Annotated in this window: 20 protein-coding genes; 17 read left to right on the top strand and 3 right to left on the bottom strand. The window is 36.1% G+C overall.

The window, feature by feature from the left end:
• The first annotated feature begins 1 nt into the window (after position 1).
• Both NHG49_RS18050 and NHG49_RS18045 read left to right on the top strand, forming a co-directional pair.
• A complete protein-coding gene (locus NHG49_RS18050; RefSeq protein ID WP_001116184.1) occupies positions 2 to 142 on the top strand; it encodes a hypothetical protein in 141 nt (46 codons plus the stop codon).
• A gap of 491 nt (positions 143 to 633) precedes the next feature.
• Positions 634 to 2,016 carry an amino acid permease gene (locus NHG49_RS18045; protein WP_000054731.1) on the top strand — a complete coding sequence of 461 codons (1,383 nt, stop codon included), beginning with the start codon at positions 634 to 636 and terminating at the stop codon, positions 2,014 to 2,016.
• A gap of 68 nt (positions 2,017 to 2,084) precedes the next feature.
• Here the strand turns inward: NHG49_RS18045 and gerSC are convergent, their stop codons facing one another.
• The 3 genes from gerSC to NHG49_RS18030 are packed head-to-tail and all read right to left on the bottom strand — an operon-like array spanning position 2,085 to position 5,854.
• Entirely contained in the window at positions 2,085 to 3,221 is a 1,137-nt protein-coding gene (gene gerSC / locus NHG49_RS18040) for a spore germination protein GerSC (protein WP_064476956.1), read from the bottom strand.
• A complete protein-coding gene (locus NHG49_RS18035; protein WP_064476955.1) occupies positions 3,222 to 4,319 on the bottom strand; it encodes an endospore germination permease in 1,098 nt (365 codons plus the stop codon).
• Entirely contained in the window at positions 4,316 to 5,854 is a 1,539-nt protein-coding gene (locus tag NHG49_RS18030; RefSeq protein ID WP_064476954.1) for a spore germination protein, read from the bottom strand. The genes NHG49_RS18035 and NHG49_RS18030 overlap by 4 nt, the downstream gene beginning before the upstream one ends.
• Positions 5,855 to 6,151: 297 nt before the next feature.
• Between NHG49_RS18030 and fdhF the strand changes: the two genes are divergently transcribed.
• The 15 genes from fdhF (at position 6,152) to rarD (ending at position 19,161) form a co-directional block, all read left to right on the top strand.
• Entirely contained in the window at positions 6,152 to 9,091 is a 2,940-nt protein-coding gene (fdhF, locus tag NHG49_RS18025) for a formate dehydrogenase subunit alpha (protein WP_258126402.1), read from the top strand.
• A 12-nt stretch (positions 9,092 to 9,103) separates the two neighbouring features.
• Positions 9,104 to 9,586, top strand: a complete 483-nt coding sequence (locus NHG49_RS18020) for a helical membrane plugin domain-containing protein (RefSeq protein WP_064476952.1) — start codon at positions 9,104 to 9,106, stop codon at positions 9,584 to 9,586.
• Positions 9,587 to 9,701: 115 nt separating this feature from the next.
• On the top strand, positions 9,702 to 10,046 hold the full coding sequence (locus tag NHG49_RS18015) for a Na-translocating system protein MpsC family protein (protein ID WP_000039582.1): 345 nt from the start codon (positions 9,702 to 9,704) through the stop codon (positions 10,044 to 10,046).
• A gap of 16 nt (positions 10,047 to 10,062) precedes the next feature.
• The gene (fdhD, locus tag NHG49_RS18010; protein ID WP_000802678.1) at positions 10,063 to 10,860 is read left to right on the top strand and encodes a formate dehydrogenase accessory sulfurtransferase FdhD; all 798 of its coding nucleotides are present in this window, start codon (positions 10,063 to 10,065) and stop codon (positions 10,858 to 10,860) included.
• A gap of 20 nt (positions 10,861 to 10,880) precedes the next feature.
• Positions 10,881 to 11,897 (top strand): GTP 3',8-cyclase MoaA, encoded by a 1,017-nt coding sequence (moaA, locus tag NHG49_RS18005; RefSeq protein WP_206768198.1) that lies wholly within the window; start codon positions 10,881 to 10,883, stop codon positions 11,895 to 11,897.
• A 200-nt stretch (positions 11,898 to 12,097) separates the two neighbouring features.
• Positions 12,098 to 12,877, top strand: a complete 780-nt coding sequence (locus NHG49_RS18000) for a formate channel (RefSeq protein ID WP_029439229.1) — start codon at positions 12,098 to 12,100, stop codon at positions 12,875 to 12,877.
• 24 nt (positions 12,878 to 12,901) lie between these two features.
• Positions 12,902 to 13,918, top strand: coding sequence for a molybdopterin-synthase adenylyltransferase MoeB (locus NHG49_RS17995; RefSeq protein WP_064476950.1), 1,017 nt, complete (start codon positions 12,902 to 12,904; stop codon positions 13,916 to 13,918).
• Positions 13,919 to 13,936: 18 nt separating this feature from the next.
• Complete coding sequence (moeA, locus tag NHG49_RS17990) at positions 13,937 to 15,244, top strand: molybdopterin molybdotransferase MoeA (RefSeq protein ID WP_258126400.1); 1,308 nt, start codon at positions 13,937 to 13,939, stop codon at positions 15,242 to 15,244.
• Positions 15,225 to 15,689: a molybdopterin synthase catalytic subunit MoaE gene (gene moaE / locus NHG49_RS17985; protein ID WP_064476948.1), complete on the top strand. Its 465-nt coding sequence runs from the start codon at positions 15,225 to 15,227 to the stop codon at positions 15,687 to 15,689. Before moeA ends, moaE begins: the two co-directional genes overlap by 20 nt.
• 4 nt (positions 15,690 to 15,693) lie before the next feature.
• Positions 15,694 to 15,930, top strand: a complete 237-nt coding sequence (gene moaD / locus NHG49_RS17980) for a molybdopterin converting factor subunit 1 (protein WP_064476947.1) — start codon at positions 15,694 to 15,696, stop codon at positions 15,928 to 15,930.
• A gap of 60 nt (positions 15,931 to 15,990) precedes the next feature.
• On the top strand, positions 15,991 to 17,040 hold the full coding sequence (locus NHG49_RS17975; protein ID WP_064476946.1) for a P-loop NTPase: 1,050 nt from the start codon (positions 15,991 to 15,993) through the stop codon (positions 17,038 to 17,040).
• A 15-nt stretch (positions 17,041 to 17,055) separates the two neighbouring features.
• Positions 17,056 to 17,280, top strand: a complete 225-nt coding sequence (locus NHG49_RS17970; protein WP_064476945.1) for a hypothetical protein — start codon at positions 17,056 to 17,058, stop codon at positions 17,278 to 17,280.
• 42 nt (positions 17,281 to 17,322) lie between these two features.
• Entirely contained in the window at positions 17,323 to 17,721 is a 399-nt protein-coding gene (locus NHG49_RS17965; RefSeq protein WP_064476944.1) for a nucleoside triphosphate pyrophosphohydrolase family protein, read from the top strand.
• Between the two features lie 158 nt (positions 17,722 to 17,879).
• Positions 17,880 to 18,128: a DUF1294 domain-containing protein gene (locus NHG49_RS17960; RefSeq protein WP_000871331.1), complete on the top strand. Its 249-nt coding sequence runs from the start codon at positions 17,880 to 17,882 to the stop codon at positions 18,126 to 18,128.
• Positions 18,129 to 18,219: 91 nt separating this feature from the next.
• Positions 18,220 to 19,161, top strand: coding sequence for an EamA family transporter RarD (gene rarD / locus NHG49_RS17955; RefSeq protein WP_088047043.1), 942 nt, complete (start codon positions 18,220 to 18,222; stop codon positions 19,159 to 19,161).
• Positions 19,162 to 19,220 lie beyond the last annotated feature (59 nt).

The following is a 19,220-nucleotide window of genomic DNA, read 5'->3' as shown; positions in this document are numbered from 1 at the left end:
GATGCCGTTTTTAGGAAGTGTATATCAAATATTTGGATTGTATCCAGAAATTTATTATGGAATGATTTCAGCTGAGCTACAAGAAAAGGCTCAGAAGGAACATCTTGAAAATAACAGTGCAGAAGCTGAAGTAGAAGAATAAAAAAAGTGCAGATGAAAATCTGCACTTTTTATTTGCTTTAAATGGTTCCATATCCTTAACTGGATTGTTATTTGAAGATAACAGTTCAGTTAAGGATACGATGATGTTTCTTAAATTTCATATAATGAAAAATGTATAAAAATCAATATAAAAAAATGAGTATAAATATAAAGATGAGAAGGAACAATGTTTTCAAGAAAATAATTATGTTTAAAAATAACATTTGATACATAATTAACCGTTATTGTTTAATTAATTTTATTGTTGACAATATAATTAATTGTATGATAAATTCAATCAGCATTCTTAGTGATGTGTTGCTGAATTAATTGTTTTACAATTTACTACAGTTTAAAAAGATTGATTTTTCAGTCTTTTATCAAATTATTAAGTTTATGGAGAGTGAATTATGTATATTTTTATTTTTTAAACAGAACAGTAATAAAGATTGCAATAAGTAAGAGATAAACTTGAAAAAGAGGTTTCAATGAATGAGTCTTTTAATAAAGAAAACAATGGATGAAGAAAAGAAAAAAGTATTGAATCAAACTTTAGGTGCAATTGACTTAACTCTTTTAGGGATTGGAGCAATTATTGGTACAGGGATTTTCGTATTAACAGGTATTGTAGCAGCGAAACATGCTGGCCCAGCGATTGTATTATCGTTTATATTAGCGGCGATTGTATGTGCGTGTGTAGCTTTCTGTTATGCTGAATTTGCTTCTACAGTTCCAGTTTCGGGAAGTGTATATTCATATACATATATGACACTAGGTGAGATTTTTGCATTTATAGTCGGTTGGTGCGTTATGTTGGAGTACTTATTAGCGACTTCTGCGGTAGCTGCAGGATGGTCAGCGTATTTTCAGTCATTGTTACTAGGGTTTAATATTCACATCCCTACGATCTTTGCTTCGGCACCTGGTATGGGAAAGGGTGGAATTATTGATTTACCAGCAGTTCTTATTATTTTAGTTGTTACATTTTTATTAAGTCGTGGTGCAAAAGAAAGTGCACGAATAAATAATATAATGGTTATTATTAAACTGGCTGTTATTGTAGGGTTTATTGTTGTAGGGACACAATATGTAAAACCAGAGAACTGGCAACCATTTCTACCTTTTGGTTTTCATGGTGTAGTAGGAGGTGCTGCTACTGTATTTTTTGCTTTTTTAGGATTTGATGCAGTTGCAACAGCTGCAGAGGAAGTGAAGCGTCCACAACGTAATGTGCCAATTGGGCTACTGGTTTCATTGTTCATTTGTACCATTCTATACGTAGGTGTTTCATTTGTATTAACTGGAATGGTTCCGTTTACGGAGTTGAATGTCGCTGATCCAGTTGCATATGCATTGCGTATTGTGGGAGAAGATAGAATTGCTGGATTGTTATCGGTGGGGGCGATAGCGGGGCTAACGACAGTTCTATTAGTAGCTATGTTTGCATTTGTTCGTGTATCTTATTCGATGAGTCGAGATGGGTTGTTACCAAAAAGACTTTCAAGTGTACATAAACGTTTACAAACCCCATTTTTTAATACGTGGGTTACAGGTATTATTGCAGCTTTATTAGCAGGATTAGTGGATTTGAATTTATTAGCTAATTTAGTGAATATGGGAACGATAACAGCATTTGTTTTTGTATCTATAGCTGTTATTGTATTAAGAAAGACACATCCTAATATGAAAAGGCCATTCCGTGCGCCGCTAGTACCTTTTTTACCAATCGTTTCAATAGTAAGTTGTATATATTTAGCTTTGAACCTCTCTCAGCTTACGTTAATTAGTTTTGTAGCATGGGTAATAATAGGTGTATTTATATATTTTGTATATGCTAAAAAACACAGTAATGTTAGAAATGGAAATAGAGTATAGTCCATTGAAATAATAATTGTAATGTAAATGAAAACACGCTACTTATAAGAACAGGTAGCGTGTTTTTATTATTTAATAATCCCATTCTCTAAAATTTTAATAGTAGGTGCTACTTTCACATTAGCCTTTGAAAAGGCACTCGGCCAATCGTCTTCAACCGTTTTCCACTCTTTATATTGAAACGCTCTCGCATAATCACCAAATCCGAATGGATCAAGTTGCTGTTTTTGAATTTTGTGGATTAAATCGTTTAAATCTTTGTTTAGTTGTTTTGTAATAAGTGAAGTTAATTTTTTTCTATCTTTATCTATATCCATGTTGAATGTAAGTTCAGATACGGAAACTTTAAAATCCATTGCAATATTAAATTTAAAGTGGTTATCGTTATAGCCTGTATGGATATCACGATTGATGCTAAGAACATTTATTGTTACGAAATCGTCGCCGACGGTATCTTTTAGATGACTATTACTTTCAACTGAATGAGAAGGGATTTTCAGGGTAAGTGAAACGGGTATATTCGCTTTCTTTTGCAACATAAGAAGAAGGGCACTTTCATATCGATTTAAAGACATTTTATAGATTCCACGAGAAGTTAATAGTGCAGAGCCGGTAACAATCACATCTTTTTTCCCTTTTTTTATTTCTGAGATAGCAGGTGTTATACCTTTATTAAAAGTTTGCCTATGAAATTCATGGAATGTCGTAAACACGGTTCGATTGTATAGTTTGTTCGTATTAATTAAATCTGTTAAATATTCAGGAAGTGCAGGCTTATCTTTAAAGTTATTATATATAACTGAAGAAATTGGACCGTCTACTGCAACCATACGCATATTTCCTGTGTTTTTAGGGTCTCGATACCAAACATCAAGGTAAGGCATAGCTCCTTCTTGTTTTAAAAACTTCGTGCTAAATAAAATGAGCTGTAATTTTTCTGTAGACACTAAGCCACTACTTGAACTATTAAACGTGGCTTTTGCTTCTCGAGGCGTACGTACTTTCGCTTCATGAGTTTCGTACTTTTTCTCTACATCCTCATTAAAAATAGGGTTTACGTGGTACACAATTAATTTTCCTTTTGCTTTTGCGTCAAAACCGTAAATTAATGAAATCGATTGTTTTTCTAAGTCGAGCCGATCTCCACAACCTGTTAAAAAGATTATGAGAAAGCAAAGTATAGTGAAATGAATAAAGCGTCTCATTTAAATTTTTCTCCTTTTCCAATGCTGATAAAGTGTCATGTATAAGAGAAAGAAGACCGGGAATAGAAAAACGATAAAATAACTTGCAGTTCCCCAAAAATCCCGCAAGGCACTTATTTGATAAGAAGAAGGGATATAAAAGAATAAAACGAAAACACACCCGAATAACAATAACCAAATAGGTAATGAACTCCCTTTTTTGTTAAGTAATTGATTGATTCCATCTGAGGCAGTAAAAATATAAGGAATGCAAGAATCAAAAATAATGAAGAGATAAAATGACAAAAAGATAATTTCAAATCGTTCCAGAAATGAAAAGTGGAATGGTGTAACGAGAGAAAGGGTAGGCCATAAAAACTTAGTTATACCATCTGGGCTAAAATAAAGGAAAGAAACGAATGTAACTTGCAGGTAAACGAATAAAGTAATCATATTTGCAATAACGATTCCTTTTTTTGCAGATGATTTATTACTGAGATAAGGATAAAGGACGAATGCAAACTCAAATCCGAGAAAGGCAATAATAGTTGATTTTACTGTGTTGAAAACCGGTAGCCATCCCTCTTTAAGGAGAGGAAGAAGATAAACCCAATGCCCGTCTTTAAGTGGGATAAATAATAGCAATGGCATCCAGAGTGTAAATAAGACAGTAAAAACAGCATAGCGGCTAATAATAAGAACACCTTTACATGCGAGCATAACCATTGGGATAGATAATAACATCATGATTAAAAACATTGGAGATCTAGGTAAAATCCAAATGTGAATAACGTATAAGAGGGAAAAAATTAAGGATACAGCTGCAAGAACAGCATATAAAATCCAAAAAATCATTCCTACTCTTCCTAGCCACTTCCCAAGATAACGAGTTAGCACATCAAGTAAAGTATACCCGGGATGTTTTTCCATAATTTTTACAATACATAGACTGACTAAAGTAGTGATAGCGCATCCTATTATAATAGACATCCAGCCATCTGTATTCGCCCCTTGCGCAACTTCACGTGGCAGTGTAAGGACACCGAACCCTACTTGAACACCACTAATTGTTAAAATGTATTGAAATAAACTAATCTCCCTCTTTGCACGCTTTGTCACTTATCTTCCTCCGTTTCTTCTATATCGCGTTGTCGATTCTCTTGTTTTAAGTTAAGGGATAGTGGTCGTTTTTTCATTAGTTTCCATGGTAACCGTACAAGAATGTCTTTTAAATCCGAAGCAAATGACGGAGAAAAAGGACTACCATAAGGAACACCAAGTGATTCCATAGAAAGAATATGGATGATGATAACTACCATCCCGACCATAATTCCAATGACCCCAAACAAAGAAGCGGTTATCATCATTGGAAAGCGAAGAAGCCGAATTCCTGCTGACATTTCCATGTTAGGGATGATAAAAGAAGCGACTGCAGTAATAGATACGACGATTACCATAACATTACTTACTATTCCTGCTTGAACAGCAGCTTGTCCAATGACAATCCCTCCTACGACTCCAATCGTTTGTCCAACGGGACCAGGAAGCCGAACCGCAGCTTCGCGGAGCATTTCAAGTACTAATTCCATCAAAAGTGCTTCTAATATAGGGGGGAAAGGAATTTTAGCTCGAGATTCTCCAATTGTTAACAATAATTTAAGTGGAATCACTTCATAATGAAAGGAAATCATAGCAATATAAAGAGCTGGAGCAAATATTGCAATAAATAGTCCGGTAAAACGAAGTAGTCGTATGAAAGATGGAATCATTGGCCGGAAGCTGTAATCATCTATCGTCTGAAAAAAAGATGAAAAGGTCATAGGTCCAATTAATACGCCGGGTGAGCGGTCTACAACAACAGCAATTCGTCCATCCAAAATGTGATGGGCCGTTGTATCAGGGCGTTCGGTTATTGATAATTGCGGAAAGAGAGTATAGGAATTATCTTCAACAAACCCTTCTAATTCTCCGGTAGTAATAATGGCATCCACTTTGATTGATTCGATGCGGCATGCCATTTCTTGTACAACGCCTTCGTTTGCAACGTCTGCTAAGTACAGCAAAAAAACCTTTGAAGTAGCTCGTTCACCAACAGTGAATTCCTTCACTTTCAATTCGCGATTTGGAATATATCGACGAATAAGTGCAAGACTGTCGCTCGCTACCTCATTAAATCCTTCGTGTGAGCTTTTTATGGCAGTTTCTGTTGTAGGTTCTTCAATACTCCTTTTTGGCGCCGATTGCGTATCTAGTTCTAACGCTGTAAGTTGTCCATTAATAAATAAAATACTTTTACCATGTAAAAGGGACTGTTCAATATCTGACCATTGCTGAACTTTTTTTACATTTCCGATTGTAACTGAAGATTCCCAAAAATCGTCCTCATTCCACTCTTTAAATAGGAGGGGGCGAAGAATATCAATGTTAATAACAGTTTTATCTACAAGTCCTTCCATATATATGAGAGCGGCTTCTTTTCCGTTTTTTAACGGGAAAGTGCGTGTAATTAATTCTGGAATACCGCTAAAAAGTTTGGACAAGTGCTTTAGATTAAGGGAAAGAGAGGAAGAGATAGATTTATTTAATAGGTGATCAGCTTGTTCTTGTGCAAAGAAAGATTTTTCACCACGTATCCATTTATTAAAAGACCCCATTTGTTCGCTTGCTCCTTGTTATGTTTTATATGGGTTATTATGGATAGTTCCGTGCTGACATATGCGTAGTTTAAATTTTATATTGTATATTTTTAACTTTAACGCTATAATTATAGTGTTAAAGATGGAATCGTGATATGACCTGTTATGAATCTATCATTTTATTTATGAATAAATGGATTGGTATTTTAGCAAGATGTGCTAATAAACTACTCCACCATGATAATAACGTGCCGAAATGTGGTGCGTATATTTTCGTGGTGGAGTTTTTTTTATTCTCAAAAAGGGGGAAAGACCATGAATAACAACATGGTTCATATTACAATTGACGGAAAAAAGTATACAGCGGAGCCTGGTTCAACGATATTGGGTGTTATTAATGAGAACGGGATTGAACATCCGCAAATTTGTTACGTGCCAGAAGTAGATCCTATTCAAACATGTGACACTTGTATTGTAGAGGTTGACGGAAAGTTAGTGCGCTCTTGTTCGGCAGTAGTGACAGAAGGTATGAACATTGAACGTAATTCTGCTCATGCGAAAGAAGCACAAACAGAGGCGATGGATCGTTTACTAGAAAATCATTTATTATACTGTACAGTATGTGACAACAACAATGGGAACTGTAAACTGCATAATACAGCAGAATTAATGGAGATTGAACATCAAAAATATCCTTATGAACCAAAAGTAGATGCAAGTGAAGTTGATATGACGCATCCGTTTTATCGCTACGATCCTAATCAATGTATTGCATGCGGTCAATGTGTTGAGGTATGTCAAAACTTACAAGTAAATGAAACGTTATCAATAGACTGGGAAGCGGAACGCCCACGAGTTATTTGGGATGAAGGAGTAAATATTAATGATTCTTCATGCGTGAGCTGTGGTCAATGTGTAACCATTTGCCCTTGTAATGCTTTAATGGAGAAAACGATGCTCGGTGAAGCTGGATTTATGACGGGATTAAAACCAGATATTCTTGAACCGATGGTAGATTTAATTAAAGAAGTTGAGCCTGGATATAGCGGCATTTTTGCGGTATCAGAAGTGGAAGCGGCCATGCGTGATACTCGTACGAAGAAAACGAAAACAGTATGTACATTTTGTGGTGTAGGTTGTTCATTTGAAGTGTGGACGAAAGGGCGTAAAATTCTTAAAGTACAGCCTTCTTCTGATGCGCCAGTTAACGCAATTTCTACTTGTGTAAAAGGAAAATTCGGTTGGGATTTCGTAAATTCTAAGGAAAGAATTACGAAACCTTTAATTCGTAAAAATGGAGCGTTTGTTGAATCTACATGGGAAGAAGCACTAAATGTAGTTGCAAGTAAATTAGGATCTATTAAAGAAGAATACGGTAAAGATGCTATCGGTTTTATTTCTTCATCTAAAATTACGAATGAAGACAATTATGTTATTCAAAAATTAGCTCGACAAGTATTTGAAACGAATAATATTGATAACTGCTCACGTTATTGTCAATCACCAGCGACGGACGGATTATTCCGTACAATTGGTATGGGTGGAGATGCTGGAACGATTAAAGATATCGCAAAATCCGGTCTTGTTATTATTGTAGGTTGTAATCCGACAGAAGGTCATCCTGTTTTAGCTACACGTATTAAACGTGCGCATAAATTACACGGACAAAAATTAATTGTGGCTGATCTTCGTAAAACAGAAATGGCAGAGCGTTCAGACATCTTTATTAGTCCAAAACAAGGAACAGATCAAGTATGGTTAATGGCTGTTACGAAATATATGATTGACCAAGGCTGGCACGATCAACGATTTATTGATGAGAATGTAAACTTCTTTGAAGATTTCAAAGAGAGTCTGAAAGAATATACACTTGAATATGCAGAAGAAATGACTGGTATTTCAAAAGAAGCACTTATTCAAATGGCTGAAATGATTCGAGATGCAGATGGTATATGTATCCTTTGGGGTATGGGAGTAACGCAAAATACAGGTGGATCGGATACTTCCGCTGCGATTTCAAACTTACTGCTTGCAACAGGTAATTATCGTCGTCCAGGTGCTGGTGCATATCCACTTCGAGGCCATAATAACGTACAAGGTGCTTGTGATATGGGTACTTTACCAGGATGGCTTCCTGGATATCAGCACGTTACTAACGATATGGAACGTGCGAAATTTGAAATGGCTTACGGAGTGAAAATTAATAGTGAACCAGGTCTTAATAATATTGAAATGCTTCACGCAATTGATGAAGGGAAAATGAAAGCTATGTATCTTGTCGGAGAGGATATGGCTCTTGTAGACTCTAATGCGAACCACGTACATGAAGTGTTATCAAGCCTTGATTTCTTCGTTGTGCAAGACGTTTTCTTATCTAAAACTGCTCAATATGCAGATGTTGTATTACCGGCAGCACCGTCTCTTGAGAAAGAAGGTACTTTCACAAATACAGAGCGTCGTGTACAAAGATTGTATCAAGTTCTTCCTACGCTTGGAGATGCGAAGCCAGATTGGTGGATTGTGCAGGAGATTGCGAATAAATTAGGTGCAAACTGGAATTATAGCCATCCAAGTGAAATTTTTGCTGAAATGGCAAGTTTATCACCACTATTCTCACAAGCAAATTATGAAGTACTTGAAGGATGGAATAGTTTCCATTGGGGAAGTTTTGATGGAACGAATACACCACTTCTGTTCCAAGATGGATTTAACTTCCCAGATAAAAAAGCTCGTTTTGCAATTGCTGACTGGGTACGTCCAGCTGAATTCCCAGCGGAGTTCGATCTTCACATTAATAACGGTCGTATGCTTGAACATTTCCATGAAGGGAATATGACAAATAAATCAACAGGTATTCAAACGAAAGTACCTGGTGTGTTTGTTGAAGTTTCTCCAGCACTTGCAAAAGAACGTGGAGTGAAAACAGGTTCATTAGTTCGCCTTGTCTCTCCTTTTGGAGCATTAAAATTACGTGCACTTGTAACAGACCGTGTAAAAGCGAATGAGTTATATTTACCGATGAACTCTACAGATAATGAAACAGCAATTAATTTCTTAACAGGTCCTGCTGTGGACGTACGTACGAACACACCTGCTTATAAACAAACGAAAGTGCGTATGGAAGTGCTAGAAGTTGATGGCGCAAATCCGATGCCAAAAGCGAACCCGCGTAACAAAAAACGCCATCCTCAAGCTGGTATTGAGGTAAATCGTAAGTGGGCACGTCCAGGGTATGTGCATTTAACGGATAAGTAGGAGGAGAAAAATATGGCTGCACCTATAAAAATGATTCAAAAACAAGAATTAACTGAGGAAGAAATAAAACAGCAAAAATTAGATGATTTAAAAGAGCTCCTAGCTAATAATGAAGAAGCTTTAAAGCAAATGTTTAATATTGTTGGGGAATTAAATGACATCGGAATGCTAGAAGCTGCAAATTCTATGCTAAAGGCGAAAGAACCAATCGCAAAGATTGTTCTTGGCCAAGTGACTCGTGAGCCTGTTACAAATTTAATTAATAATATGATGGGTGCTGCGGGTGCTTTAACAGAACTTGATCCGGGGCTTACGAAAAAGCTTATAGGTAGCTTATTAGTAGGACTAGAAGAAGGTAATGAACATCTAGAGAGTAACAAAAAAGTAGGGGTATTCGATCTTATGAAAGTATTGAAAGACCCAGACATTAACCGTGCTATCGGGTTTGGACTTCATTTCTTAAAAGGTATGGGGAAAGGGTTAAAAGACGAATAAACTTCATGAAGTGAACTATTTCGCCCAAATGTTTGTACGAAATAGTTTGGGCGGAAGGATCATTTTGGTAAAATATATAATAAAGTAAAATGAGGCTTTTGGGAGGTATAATTGTATGTCAAAAAAAGTACATGAATTTAATGATATGATACGAAAACTTCGAAAAGAACTTTTCGGAAAAGGGCCAGAAAGAATTCATACTGTATTTGCTGAAAATATGGCGATTGCAACCCTTTATGGAAACTTAACACCTACTGAAAAATTCATTTCAAGTACGATGGACGGTGCGGAAATGGTTCATATGGCTAGAACGAAAATGATTCAAGAAGTGTATGCTGCGAATTCCCGTGAACATTTGGAGGAACTTGTTGGAGCGAAATTAGTGAATTTATTTTCAGATATGAAAGTAGAAGAGGATATTGCAGTTTCGGTATTTGTTTTTGATAAAAATATAACGTGAGAGAAGGATACTGATCGTGAAACCGATACAGGTAGAAAGAGAAATCTTCCGTTATGAACAAGGGGCGTTTAAGCATATAGAGGACAGCATTGTAACAGAGTTTCCAGTCACGATCAAAATGAACGGACAGGAGTTTGTTACAATGGTTAGTACTCCAGAATATATAGAAGACATGGTAATCGGGTTCTTGGCATCTGAAGGAATCATTCGGAAGTATGAAGATATTGATGACATATGGGTACAGGAAAAAGAAGGATTTGTACATGTAACAACGACAAAAGTAAATCCGTATTATGAACAAATGCAAAATAAACGATATATTACTTCCTGTTGTGGTATGAGTAGACAAGGGTTTGTTTTTGCAAATGATGCACTAAGCGCTAAAAAAATGAATGGTATCCATGTAAAGGTTGATGTAGAGGACTGTTTTCGGTTAATGAAAGAAATGCAGCAATCTGCGGAGACATTTCGTCATACAGGCGGCGTTCATAATGCATCTTTGTGCGATGTGAATGGCATTATTTTAAGCCGAATGGATATCGGTAGGCATAATGCGTTAGATAAAATTTACGGTTATTGTTTAAAAAATAATATTTCTATAAAAGATAAAATTATTGTTTTTAGTGGTCGTATTTCTTCGGAAATATTATTGAAAGTTGCAAAGATCGGTTGTGAAATTATACTGTCAAAATCAGCTCCAACCGAGTTGGCTTTGCAGCTAGCAGAAGAATTAGGTATTACTACGATAGGGTTTATTCGGAATCAATCCTTAAATGTATATACGCATCCAGAGCGTGTTATAAATATAAAATAAGTAAAAGCGAGGCAATAAAGATGAAATCTGTCACATTAGACAAACTACAACGCCCTTTAAAGGATTTACGTATTTCTGTTACTGATCGCTGTAATTTTCGCTGTCGCTATTGTATGCCAGAAGAAATATTTGGTCCGGATTATTCGTTTTTGTCTAATGATAAAATTTTATCTTTTGATGAGATTGAAAGGATAACACGTATTTTTGTTTCTTTAGGTGTAAGAAAGTTACGAATTACGGGCGGAGAACCGTTACTTCGAAGAGGTCTTCCGCAGCTTATTGAGCGTCTTAATAAAATAGATGGTGTGGAGGATATCGGTTTAACAACCAATGGATCACTACTGAAAAAGTTTGCTCCTGATTTATATAAGGCGGGTTTATCACGTGTGACAGTTAGTTTAGATTCCTTAGAAGAAAATCGGTTTTTCTATTTGAATGGTAATAGAAGCAAAGTGCAAAGGGTCCTGGAAGGAATACAGGCTGCAGCTGAAGTTGGTATGAAAATTAAAATTAACATGGTCGTTCAAAAAGGGAAAAATGAACAAGATATTTTGCAGATGGCGCAATACTTTAAGGAAAATAAGAATATTCTTCGTTTTATTGAGTATATGGACGTTGGGAATTATAACGGTTGGGAGTTAAAAGAGGTCGTTTCGAAACAAGAAATAGTAGATGCCATTCATCAAGTTATGCCATTAGAACGGATAGAAGCGAATTATGCAGGTGAAGTTGCTACTCGCTATCGTTATATTGGAAGTGATGAAGAAATAGGTATTATTTCATCAGTAACAGATTCCTTCTGTTCATCATGTACGAGAGCACGTATTTCTGCAGAAGGAAAATTATATACTTGTTTGTTCGCTTCTAAAGGAAATGACTTGAGAGAACTACTTCGATCTGGATACACTGACGAGGAAATAACATATATCGTACGCGATATATGGAACAATAGAGAAGATCGTTATTCAGATGAACGCTTAAATAATACAAGTAAAAAAAGAATACCTAAAATTGAAATGTCACATATTGGTGGTTGATATATAAAAGTGACGCTATGATGAAGTATATACAAAATGGAAAATGTGCAACGTTTGTAGATTTTCTATTTTATAGTAAAAATGATGATTGATATCTCTGTAAAAGATGTGCAGAGAAATTAAGCAGCATTCAAAAACCTTTATTTTGAGGAGGTTTTTTGAAGCTGCTTTTTTATTTGGAGAAAATGGAGGAATTAGTAATGGCATTTCATAAACCGGAACAAATTGCTGAACTCGTAATTGAGGCCGGTGTTCAAAAAGTAAGTCAGACGTTGCCAGCAATGCTTATTCTCGGTTTTTTAGGAGGAGCGTTTATTTCGCTCGGTTTTTTACTTAACATTCGCGTTTTAGGTAATTTACCTGAGCGCTGGGGGAGTTTAGTCAATGTATTAGGAGGAGCGGTTTTTCCTGTTGGACTGATGCTCGTCGTATTAGCAGGAGGAGAATTAATTACTGGAAATATGATGTCACTGTCTATGGCCCTATATGCAAAGAAAATTACATTGGTAAGTGTATTAAATAACTGGATTTGGATTACTTTCATGAATTTCGTGGGAGCTATTTTCGTAGCGTATTGTTTCGGTCATCTTGGCGGATTAACAGAGGGAGATTATTTAAATAAAACGGTAGCGATAGCAGAAGGAAAGTTACATGAATCGTTTGGGAGAACTTTAATTTTAGCAATTGGTTGTAATTGGCTCGTTTGTCTGGCGCTTTGGCTCGCTTATGGAACGAGTGATTTTGTCGGAAAAATAATCGGAATTTGGATTCCCATTATGGCATTTGTAGTGATTGGATTTCAGCAAGTGGTAGCAAATATGTTTGTCATCTCAGCAGTTATTTTTGCAGGTCATCTGACGTGGATGGACCTTGCTAGAAATTTTGTTCCTGTCTTTATTGGAAATGTAATTGGAGGAGCTGGATTTGTTGGATTTGCTTACTTTGCTTGTTATCAAAAACAACATTCTAATATGAAATAGAGCTCGTGAGAGGAAGGGTATGTAATGGCTGAGCGGTATTCACGACAACAGTTGTTCAAACCAATTGGGAGTAAAGGGCAAGAAAAAATTCGAAATAAACATGTGTTAATTGTAGGAGCAGGCGCATTAGGAAGTGCAAGTGCTGAAAGTTTCGTACGTGCAGGTATTGGTAAGTTGACGATTATTGATCGTGACTACGTTGAATGGAGTAATTTACAAAGGCAACAATTGTACTCTGAACAAGATGCGAGAGAAAAAATGCCGAAAGCAATTGCTGCTAAAAACCGGTTAGAGCGAATTAATTCGGAAGTACACATAGATGCCTTCTTAATGGATGCAAGTGCAGAAAACATGGAAGACCTATTAAAAAATGTAGATGTAATAATTGATGCAACAGATAATTTTGATATTCGATTTGTAATAAATGACTTATCACAAAAACATAATATCCCGTGGGTATATGGTTCTTGCGTTGGATCGTACGGTATGAGTTATACAGTTATTCCGCAAAAGACCCCATGTTTACATTGTGTGCTGAAGAACGTTCCTGTTACAGGTGTGACATGTGATACAGCTGGAATTATTAGCCCGACTGTTCAAATTGTCGCAGCATATCAAGTGGCGGAAGCATTCAAAATTTTAGTAGGAGATTTCTCAGCAATTAGAAAAACATTTTTCATGTTTGATATATGGAGTAATCAAAATCATTTTATAAAACTAGGGAAAATAAAAACAGACGATTGCCCTTCGTGCGGTTCGAATCGAACTTATCCTTATTTATCATACGAAAACCAAACGAAGGTAGCTGCTTTATGCGGAAGAAATACAGTGCAAATTAGGCCAGTAGAAAATAGGAAGTACGATTTTGACGATATAGAAAACGTATTAAAAAAACTGGGGAAAGTAGATCGGAATCCGTATTTACTATCTTGCCAATTAGATGATTACCGCGTCGTTATTTTTCAGGATGGTCGTGTTTTCATTCATGGTACAAATGATATTTCGAAAGCGAAACAATTATATTATCGCGTATTCGGTTAATAGAAAGGGTTGTCAATAATGGAAAGAAGAGTGCCAATTACGGTTGAAGAAGCTGTTCGTAAAGTAATGGGATTTGCTAATGAGGGATTAAAGGAGCTACTACCTATTGAAATAGCTTACGGGCGTATATTAGCGGAGGATTTAGTAGCTGACCATGATGTACCTTCATTCAATCGTTCACCGTATGACGGATTTGCTATTAGAGCAGAAGATACGAATGTAGCAAGTTATGAAACGCCAATTGTGTTTGAAGTAGTTGGTGAAATTGGTGCGGGATCAATATTCCACGAGAAAGTAGGTTCGTTTCAAGCAGTTCGAATTATGACGGGAGCACAAATTCCGAATGGGTGTGATGCGGTTGTTATGTTAGAGTTGACTCGTCAATATGAGGAAGCTGGCAACAATTATATGGAAGTGAAGCGATCATTCAAAATGGGCGACAATATTTCTTTTCAAGGTGAAGATGCTCGTAAAGGAACGGTTCTTGCAAAAAAAGGATCATACATTCATCCAGGTATTTCTGCTCTGCTTGCTACGTTCGGATATAGTGAGGTACCAGTGGCAAGAAAGCCTGTAATTGGATTGTTAGCGACTGGTAGTGAATTACTGGATGTAAATGATTCATTACAGCCAGGGAAAATCCGAAATAGTAATACGTATATGATATTGTCTCAAATTCGAAGAGCGGGCGGAAGAGTAAAATATTTTGGGAAGTTTAGCGATGATTTTCATACATGTTTCACAGCTGTAAAAGAAGCGTTAAGCCAAGTGGATATGCTCATTACAACAGGCGGTGTATCAGTAGGGGATTACGATTATTTACCAGCTATTTACGAAAAGTTAGGTGCATCGGTTCTTTTCAATAAAGTTGCAATGCGGCCAGGAAGTGTTACGACTGTAGCGCAATTAAATGGCAAGTTATTATTTGGTTTATCAGGAAATCCATCTGCTTGTTACGTAGGATTTGAATTATTTGTAAGACCGTGTATTCGGACGTATATGTTTAGTGAGAAAGCACATGTAAAAAGAGAAAAAGCGTTATTAGGAGAAGATTTTCTAAAACCAAATCCATTTACAAGATTTGTGCGAGCAAAACTGACATATAACGAAGGGCAATTAATTGCTTATCCGTCAGGGTTTGATAAATCTAGCTCGGTTTCTTCTCTAGCAGAGACAAATATATTTATTGTACTTCCAGGTGGTACGAGAGGTTATAAAAAAGATATGTTCGTAGATGTTCTCTTGCTGGAAGATAACGAAGGTAGTGAATGGCCTTGGGCATTTTATAAAGTGAGAGGTGTTTCTAATGGGACAAGCGCTATTTGAGATTGTAGATATACCGATTGTAGTTGAAGAAGTAACGAATAAAGTCGCAAGAAGAGAAGCAGGTGCAATTACAACTTTTATTGGTACGGTGAGAGAGTTAACAAAAGGAAAACGAACATTACATTTAGAGTATGAAGCATATAAACCGATGGCAGTAAAACAACTTACGAAAATTGATGAAGAAATTAATGGAAAATGGCCGGACGCAAAAGTAGCAATTACGCACCGAGTAGGGCGGTTAGAAATCATGGATATTGCGGTCGTTATTGCAGTTTCATCACCGCATCGTAAAGTAGCGTATGAAGCGAATGAATACGCGATTGAACGTATAAAACGAATCGTCCCAATTTGGAAAAAAGAATTTTGGGAAGATGGAACGATGTGGATTGGAGATCAACTTGAAAATACGGCATATCCGGATGGAAAACCGAAGAAGGAAGAATGAGAAGATGATTACAATTTTATTGTTCGCAAATTTACGTGAGGAAGTCGGATCGGATCGACTAGTAATTTTAGAAAAGCAAGAAATGACAGTTCAGCAATTAAAAGAATGGTTCAAAGCAAGCTATTGCTTACAATCGCTTGATAGAGTGATTGTGGCTGTTAATGAAGAGTTTGTAACGGATGAAGAGATGATAAAAGCTGGAGATATAGTCGCATTAATCCCGCCCGTTAGTGGGGGATAATAAGCTTTTTCGCCAAGAAGATGTTGTATATAAATTCGAATACGAGAAGGGATGAGTTCTATGATTACTCAAGAACAAATAATGAACGCATTAAAACATGTAGAGGATCCGGAGTTACACAAAAGTATTGTAGAATTAAATATGGTTAGAAATATACAAATGAATGGAACAGAGGTTAAACTTGAAGTAGTGCTAACGATTCAAGGTTGTCCATTAAAGGTAAAAATTCAACAAGATGTGGAAGAGTCTCTTCAGGCAATTGGTGCATCTAAAGTAGATTTGACATTTGGTTCTATGACACAAGAAGAACGAGCTGCGCTAACAGAGAAGTTAAAGAAAAATAGTAGAACAGAAACTGGAATGCCGAGCATGCTTCGCCTTGATTCAGGGGTACGATTTATTACTGTAACGAGCGGTAAAGGTGGAGTTGGAAAATCAACGGTGACAATTAACCTTGCAACTGCTTTAGCTCGTATGGGCAAAAAAGTGGGGATATTAGATGCAGATATGTATGGTTTTAGCATTCCAGCTATGATGGAAACGAATCAAAAACCGACGATGATTGATCAAACAGCAATTCCAGTTGTTAGTCACGGTGTTAAAATTATGTCGATGGGATTTTTTACGGAAGGAAATAACCCAGTTATGTGGCGCGGACCGATGTTAAATAAATGGATTCAAAATTTCCTTGCGAATACGCACTGGGGAGAATTAGATTATTTACTTCTTGATTTACCACCTGGCACAGGAGATGTAGCTATTGATGTTGCAGCAATGATCCCGCAGGCGCAAGAAATTATCGTTACAACACCACACAACGTAGCTTCATTCGTAGCATCTAGAGTAGGTGTTATGGCAAAACATACGAAACACGAGATTTTAGGTATTGTAGAAAATATGGCTTATTATGAAGAACAAGATGGATCGAAAAATTATCTCTTCGGAAAAGGTGGCGGCGAAATGCTTGCAGAACAATTGCAAACAGAAGTGATTGCACAAATACCTTTTGCAAAACGAGAAGAAAATAACGGTTCATCTGTATATGATGAAGAGTCTCTTGTAGGAGAAGTGTTTACATCGTTAGCGGAGGATATTATTTATAGAGGATAGAGGGGGAAGTTTAGTATGGCGTGTAATATCGATCATTCTATGGAAGATGTAATGAATAAGCTTGAAAGTCAGAAGAGTTTTTTACCGGAAGTGATTTTTAAAGAGTTAAAGGGATTTTTGGGAGGGAATCATTCACAGGAAATATTAAATGATATCTTTCATCTTTTAAAAAAGTATGACTTAGTTAGTGAAGATGAACGAGAGATGAGAAATACTCAATTATTGCTGATTATAAAATAAATACGCTTTGGCTTTTGTTTTTTTGCAGAAGGGATGAATGTAATGGATATGAAAAAGATGATTGAAACGATAGAAGCAACTAAAGTGACTGAAGAAGAATTATCGATTTCTACTTTACATCAAAAGCTTGTGAAGTTGTATAGTCAAAAAGATAGTGCGGAGTATACGGAGATATTAAAATATATTTTATCATTATCCGTGCAGCTGAACCTACATTTCGTATTGAAATATTTTGGTGTGCGCCCGGTTGTTGCTGCAGATGAACGTATGCAATTTCAAGAGATATTTAAATGTTTAGCTAAGAAAGATGATAATGGGAAATGGTTTCTAAATTTCGTTTCTTTATATGTAGGACTAATTGTAGTTCTGCATTTTGATGAAAAAGAGATTGAGAGAAGTTTTTTCGATGATATGGTAGTGGATGAAGGGAAGGCAATATAAGATTCTGCTCATAATATCTTTCTTTTTAATTGCTTTAACTGCAATTTTAGTTGGTTATTTAAATATAAAGGTAACTAATTAATAAAAAGAGTTCTTCAGTTGTTTCCATCGTTTTTTCATGTTACCATTAAGCGAATTTTTCATAGGGAGAGAAAGCGATGAAATGGATTTATTTTATTATTATTAACGTTATAGCTTTTAGCCTTATGGGGCTTGATAAACGAAAAGCGAAGAAGAAACAGTGGAGAACGCCAGAAAGTACGTTGTTTTTATCAGCGGTAGCTGGAGGCGCAGTTGGTGCTTGGATTGGTATGTATATGTTTCACCATAAAACACATAAAAAGAAATTTGTTTTCGGTATACCGTTACTTGTCGTTATAACAGTATGTTTACTTTTTGCTGTATGAGAAATGTCGAAAGAATTGCAGATTGATTATTGGTAAAGTGAGCATGCGGGACCGTATAATGGAGAAAAACGAGAAGAGGAGAAAAGGGAAGATGGGGAGTCAATCAGCACAGCAAAAAAAAGGGATTATATATGCGGCTGGTGCTTATACGATGTGGGGAATCCTACCAATCTATTGGAAATGGGTTGAGGAAGTTCCAGCAGATGAAATATTAGCACACCGCATTGTTTGGGCGTTCGTTTTTATGTTACTTGTATTAGGTGTTACGAAGAGATTTCGTCAGTTTATTGGGGAGTTCGTGAATCTTTTTAAACGACCTAAATTATTAATGTCATTAACAATAGCTTCAGTCTTGATTAGCGGAAACTGGTTTGTCTACATATGGGCCGTTAATCATAATCATGTTATTGAAGCAAGTCTTGGATATTATATTAATCCGCTTATTAGTATTTTACTTGGTACAGTTGTATTAAAGGAAAAGTTAAACTTTTGGCAATATGTTGCAGTTGGTTTAGCTGGAGTAGGGGTTATCATTTTAACAGTGCGTTTCGGATCTATTCCGTGGGTTTCTTTATCACTTGCCTTTTCATTTGGATTATATGGATTAACGAAAAAATTGTTAAACTATGATGCGACAATTGGTCTTACGATGGAAACAATGTTAGTGACGCCGTTTGCGATTATCTATCTCGTTATGACAGGAGCGCATGGATTCGGTTCATTTGGATCTATTTCCATGTTATCGACGTTACTATTAATAGGAGCAGGTATCGTTACAGCTTTACCACTTTTTTATTTTGCAAAAGGAGCACAACTTATTCCGCTTTATATGGTAGGATTTTTACAATATATTGCACCAACGATTAGTTTAATTTTAGGTGTATTCGTATTTGGTGAACATTTCACATCTACTCATATGATGGCATTTTTCTGTATATGGGTTGCATTATTTGTGTTTTCAATAGCGAAAACAAAGTTTTTAGTGCAGAAACAACCGAAATTTATAAAAAATAAATCAGCAAAAGTATCATAATGCGTAGTATTTTCTACGCATTTTTATTTATACTGATACTATATAGATTTCCATTATAG

Source organism: Bacillus sp. IBL03825, from assembly GCF_024712505.1.
Lineage (GTDB): Bacteria > Bacillota > Bacilli > Bacillales > Bacillaceae_G > Bacillus_A > Bacillus_A wiedmannii.
This window is presented reverse-complemented; position numbering and strand designations above follow the sequence as displayed.

What these genes read in the sequence shown, in the direction of transcription:
- NHG49_RS18050 (WP_001116184.1), top strand. Translation starts at nt 2, where the DNA reads ATGCCGTTTTTAGGAAGTGTATATCAAATATTTGGATTGTATCCAGAA.
- NHG49_RS18045 (WP_000054731.1), top strand. Translation starts at nt 634, where the DNA reads ATGAGTCTTTTAATAAAGAAAACAATGGATGAAGAAAAGAAAAAAGTA.
- gerSC (WP_064476956.1), bottom strand. Translation starts at nt 3,221, where the DNA reads ATGAGACGCTTTATTCATTTCACTATACTTTGCTTTCTCATAATCTTT.
- NHG49_RS18030 (WP_064476954.1), bottom strand. Translation starts at nt 5,854, where the DNA reads ATGGGGTCTTTTAATAAATGGATACGTGGTGAAAAATCTTTCTTTGCA.
- fdhF (WP_258126402.1), top strand. Translation starts at nt 6,152, where the DNA reads ATGAATAACAACATGGTTCATATTACAATTGACGGAAAAAAGTATACA.
- NHG49_RS18020 (WP_064476952.1), top strand. Translation starts at nt 9,104, where the DNA reads ATGGCTGCACCTATAAAAATGATTCAAAAACAAGAATTAACTGAGGAA.
- NHG49_RS18015 (WP_000039582.1), top strand. Translation starts at nt 9,702, where the DNA reads ATGTCAAAAAAAGTACATGAATTTAATGATATGATACGAAAACTTCGA.
- moaA (WP_206768198.1), top strand. Translation starts at nt 10,881, where the DNA reads ATGAAATCTGTCACATTAGACAAACTACAACGCCCTTTAAAGGATTTA.
- NHG49_RS18000 (WP_029439229.1), top strand. Translation starts at nt 12,098, where the DNA reads ATGGCATTTCATAAACCGGAACAAATTGCTGAACTCGTAATTGAGGCC.
- NHG49_RS17995 (WP_064476950.1), top strand. Translation starts at nt 12,902, where the DNA reads ATGGCTGAGCGGTATTCACGACAACAGTTGTTCAAACCAATTGGGAGT.
- moeA (WP_258126400.1), top strand. Translation starts at nt 13,937, where the DNA reads ATGGAAAGAAGAGTGCCAATTACGGTTGAAGAAGCTGTTCGTAAAGTA.
- moaE (WP_064476948.1), top strand. Translation starts at nt 15,225, where the DNA reads ATGGGACAAGCGCTATTTGAGATTGTAGATATACCGATTGTAGTTGAA.
- moaD (WP_064476947.1), top strand. Translation starts at nt 15,694, where the DNA reads ATGATTACAATTTTATTGTTCGCAAATTTACGTGAGGAAGTCGGATCG.
- NHG49_RS17975 (WP_064476946.1), top strand. Translation starts at nt 15,991, where the DNA reads ATGATTACTCAAGAACAAATAATGAACGCATTAAAACATGTAGAGGAT.
- NHG49_RS17970 (WP_064476945.1), top strand. Translation starts at nt 17,056, where the DNA reads ATGGCGTGTAATATCGATCATTCTATGGAAGATGTAATGAATAAGCTT.
- NHG49_RS17965 (WP_064476944.1), top strand. Translation starts at nt 17,323, where the DNA reads ATGGATATGAAAAAGATGATTGAAACGATAGAAGCAACTAAAGTGACT.
- NHG49_RS17960 (WP_000871331.1), top strand. Translation starts at nt 17,880, where the DNA reads ATGAAATGGATTTATTTTATTATTATTAACGTTATAGCTTTTAGCCTT.
- rarD (WP_088047043.1), top strand. Translation starts at nt 18,220, where the DNA reads ATGGGGAGTCAATCAGCACAGCAAAAAAAAGGGATTATATATGCGGCT.